Annotated in this window: 2 protein-coding genes; both read right to left on the reverse strand. The window is 65.0% G+C overall.

Going from position 1 to position 3,883, the window contains the following annotated elements:
• Positions 1–416: 416 nt before the first annotated feature.
• Positions 417–2,135 (reverse strand): hypothetical protein, encoded by a 1,719-nt coding sequence (locus FHR96_RS22235; RefSeq protein WP_183389896.1) that lies wholly within the window; start codon positions 2,133–2,135, stop codon positions 417–419.
• A 169-nt stretch (positions 2,136–2,304) separates the two neighbouring features.
• Positions 2,305–3,459, reverse strand: a complete 1,155-nt coding sequence (lldD, locus tag FHR96_RS22240) for an FMN-dependent L-lactate dehydrogenase LldD (protein WP_183389897.1) — start codon at positions 3,457–3,459, stop codon at positions 2,305–2,307.
• Positions 3,460–3,883 lie beyond the last annotated feature (424 nt).

The following is a 3,883-nucleotide window of genomic DNA, read 5'->3' on the forward strand; positions in this document are numbered from 1 at the left end:
GTTAAAGAGCAGCTCTTCCGCTTGGAGAGAGCGTCTTGCGTTGCCGTGGCGGCTGCCCCGGCGCCTCGCAAGGAAGGCGTATTCTACGTGATCGGTGCTTCGTGTCAACCCTGCGTTTCGCTGCGTTCGAAGCGAACCGGGCGACCGAGGCATCGGCTCAAGCTGTCCGAGCCAACCTCCGATCGAGTGGGGCGCATTCTACCGAATCCGCTGAGCTTGTCAACCGGGCGCTTTCGATGTCTTTCGAAAAACCCTCGGCAAAACAAGCACTTTTGCCACTCACCACCGCCTGCAACGTTGCCCGTCGCCGGCAGCGGATGCGTACTTTACGGATTCTCCCGGCACCGCGCAAGGACTTTTTTACCGAATCGTGTCGGCCGGATGCCGGGGCGCCGCCGAAGCGGCGCCCGCAGGCATTACTCGCCGACCGACAGGCGTACCATACCGGATCCGCTACCGAAGGCACTCACCTCGATGTCATAGGTTCCCGGCAGCAGATGCTGCGTGATGCGAGAGCCGAGCCCTAGATCGGGGGCATCGTCGTTCTGCACATCGACACCATTGCCCGTCAGCCGCATGACCGTATCCAGAGCGCTGGATGTGCTCTCCAGAACAACGTCCCGAGACTCCTCCACCACCAGCTGATAGGCCAGCTGCCCGCCAGAGGTCAGTTGCCCATAAAGAGTTTCGCCAGGACTCACCCGACCACCATCGCTCATTCGCCCCGTGAAGGCCGACTGCTCGGCACGCAGGGTGTAGATCCCGCTGCCGCTGTAACTCTGGACGTCCAGAGTGTAGTCACCGGGCTCGAGCACGGTATTGATCAAGGCGTTGCGATCGCCACCGCTGTCATCATCACTGAGGTCGACGCCATTGCCCCGCAGCTGCAGCATGGGATCGAAGTCCAGGGAGTCGAGTGCCAGGCTCACCTCGGCGGTTTCCTCGACGCTGAAGCGATATCGATTGCCGCCCACGCCGGTCAATTGGCCGCGGACTTCCTCTCCACCTGCGATCGCACCGTCATTGCGAAACTCCCCGTCGAACGCCCCGCGGCGCACTTCCAGGCGATAGTCACCGCGGTTACCGCCATAGCTCCCCACTTCGACACGATAGTCGCCGGCCATGAGCACCGTCTCGATGCGCGAGTCGGTACCGCCGCCGCCGTCGTCGTCATTGATGTCGGCGCCATCGCCTGTCACGCGCAGCAAGGTGTCGAAGGCCGTAGAGCGCAGCGTCAAGGCCACTTCAGAGGGCTCGTCGAGATGCAGGAGGTAAGCGTTCTGCGCCTCTCCCTCGAGGCTGCCGATGATGTTGTCGCCATCGCGCAACGGCCCCCCGTTGCGGCGCCCGTCGGAAAGGTCGCGCTGCTCGGCGAGCAATTGATAGGCCCCACCGGTGCTCAGCAGATGGCTGGTACAGCTCGTCGCCGCCACGTTTGGCTTGGCCGCGCGCCCCAACTGCACTCGATAGTCCCCGGCCTCCAGGTAAGCGTCGAGACGCAGCTCGCCCGGCGCGCAGGACTCCGCGCGCTGACTCACATCCTCGCCCGTGAGCCGCATGTCCATCCCGTCCCTACCGGACAGCGCCAGATTCAGGTACGCCGGCGCCTCCAGGTGTAGCGAGTATTCGGCCTCGCCATCGTCCAATCGGCCGATCATTGGCTGGCCGGCGACCAGGGCATCGCCGTCATCGGCAGGCTCGGCCTCGAGCGAATAGGGGCCGAAGGCGCCGCCGTCGCGACCGTTGACCACCACCAGGGTGCAACGCTGTGCCTCGGAGGCGCTCAGCAGGATGGCCGGCTGGCCGTCGTCGCCGCTCTCGGCGGCCCCCAGCCAGAGCCCCTTGTCATCGAACGCGGCCAGCGAACCAGCGAAGGGCGCATCCAGGGTATAGCGATAGCTCTCCGCATCCGCACCTCCGCATAGCCAGTGCGCCGAATAGCGAGCGCCGTTGTTGAGGTTGACCGGACTGCTCGATGTCAGCTCTCCCTCGATGCCGACGCCGGCACTCACCTCCGGCGCCGAGACGAAGCGTTCGTTTTCCTCGGTGCAGCCGGCCAGCAGGCTGAAGCCGACCAGGCCTGCCAGCAGGAGGCCCGAGGGGGCATGGGTGTTCCAGGTTCCTTGGCGATCCACGTGATGTCTCCCTACATGATGAGGACGCCCCGTCCTGTGGCGGCGAGGCTGCAGCACTATAGCGGAAAACACGACGCCTCGAGGCGCCTCGTGACGCGCCGCCCAGGCCCGCGGGCAGCGCGGCCGACGCGGCGATGGTTCCCCCTCCCTCTCATCGCACCGGGGCCGCTCAGCGCCGCTCGCGACTCGCCGCCGACACCAGGGAATCCGGCCCGAGATCGGCAATGGTTCGCGCCCCGGTGAGCGTCATCGCCACGCGCATCTCCTTGTCGAACAGCTCGAGCAGATGGGCCACGCCCGACTCCCCCGCGGTGGCCAGAGCGTAGACGAAGGCACGCCCCAGCAGCACGGTATCGGCCCCCTGGGCGATCATGCGCACCACATCGAGCCCGCTGCGCACGCCGGAATCGGCCAGGATGGCCAGTTCGCCCTTGACCGCGTCGGCGATGGCCGGCAGCGCCCGCGCGGTGGAAAGCACGCCATCGAGCTGGCGACCGCCATGGTTGGAGACGACGATACCATCCGCCCCGAAGCGCACGGCATCGCGGGCATCCTCGGGGTCGAGAATGCCCTTGATGATCATCGGGCCGTCCCAGAATTCGCGAATCCACTCCAGGTCCCGCCAGGAAATGGAGGGATCGAAATTGTCACCGAGCCAGGCGATGTAATCCTCGAGCGCCGTCGGCTGGCCGCGATAGTCCGACACGTTGCCCAGGTCATGCGGACGACCATGCACTCCCACGTCCCAGGCCCAGGAGGGATGGGTCACGGCCTGCAGCATTCGACGAAGCGCCGCGTGCTTGCCGCTCATGCCGGAATGGGCATCGCGATAGCGCGCCCCAGGCACAGGCATGTCGACCGTGAAGACCAGCGTCTTGACGCCCGCCGCCTTGGCGCGCTCCAGGACATGCCGCATGAATCCCCGGTCCTTCAACACATAGAGCTGAAACCACAGCGGGCGATCCACCGCCGAGGCCACTTCCTGGATTGGACATACCGACACCGTCGACAGCGTGAAGGGAATGCCCTTACCGGCGGCGGCCCTCGCCGCCTGCACCTCGCCCCGCCTGGCATACATTCCCGCCAGCCCCACGGGAGCCAGGGCGACCGGCATGGCCAGCGACTCGCCAAGCAGCTCTGTCTCCAGCGACAACGTGGACATGTCTTTCAGCACGCGCTGGCGCAAGGCGATATCGGCAAGATCTTCGACGTTACGCCGCAACGTGTGTTCGGCGTAGGCGCCACCGTCGGCATAATGAAAGAGAAAGGGGGGAATACGACGCTTGGCAGCTTGGCGATAGTCCGTGGCGGCGGAAATGATCATGGCAAACCCTGTGCGATGAATGAGCTGTTGATAAGGGCCGGCCAGGGAGGCACGGCGAGACAGACTCTCGGGAAAGGATGGGGCAACCGCAGAGGCGTCACGGCAGCGGGCCTGGCGGGATAGCGTGTGACGGGATCATGGGGCCAGGAATCCTCGGGGCCTGAAGCGATGGCCAGGACATGTGGCGACGACCCGACCGGATAATTGGTAAAACCAATTTACAAAAACCTGTTGCCGCACCCTATGCGCCGGCCACGGGCATGTCAAACCCCGGCGCCTCGACAGCGCTAGACCTTGGTATTAGCAGGTGACCCGGGGGCCGCAAGCATGAGTTATCGTCAAATCTGGTGGATGGCGGTCAGGCCGCATTCCTGTCTGATTGATCGGCTACCTGCTCTCCGTCCTGGAACTTGACGTTGCTGAC

This window comes from Halomonas organivorans (genome assembly GCF_014192055.1).
Lineage (GTDB): Bacteria > Pseudomonadota > Gammaproteobacteria > Pseudomonadales > Halomonadaceae > Halomonas > Halomonas organivorans.

What these genes read in the sequence shown, in the direction of transcription:
- lldD (WP_183389897.1), bottom strand. Translation starts at nt 3,459, where the DNA reads ATGATCATTTCCGCCGCCACGGACTATCGCCAAGCTGCCAAGCGTCGT.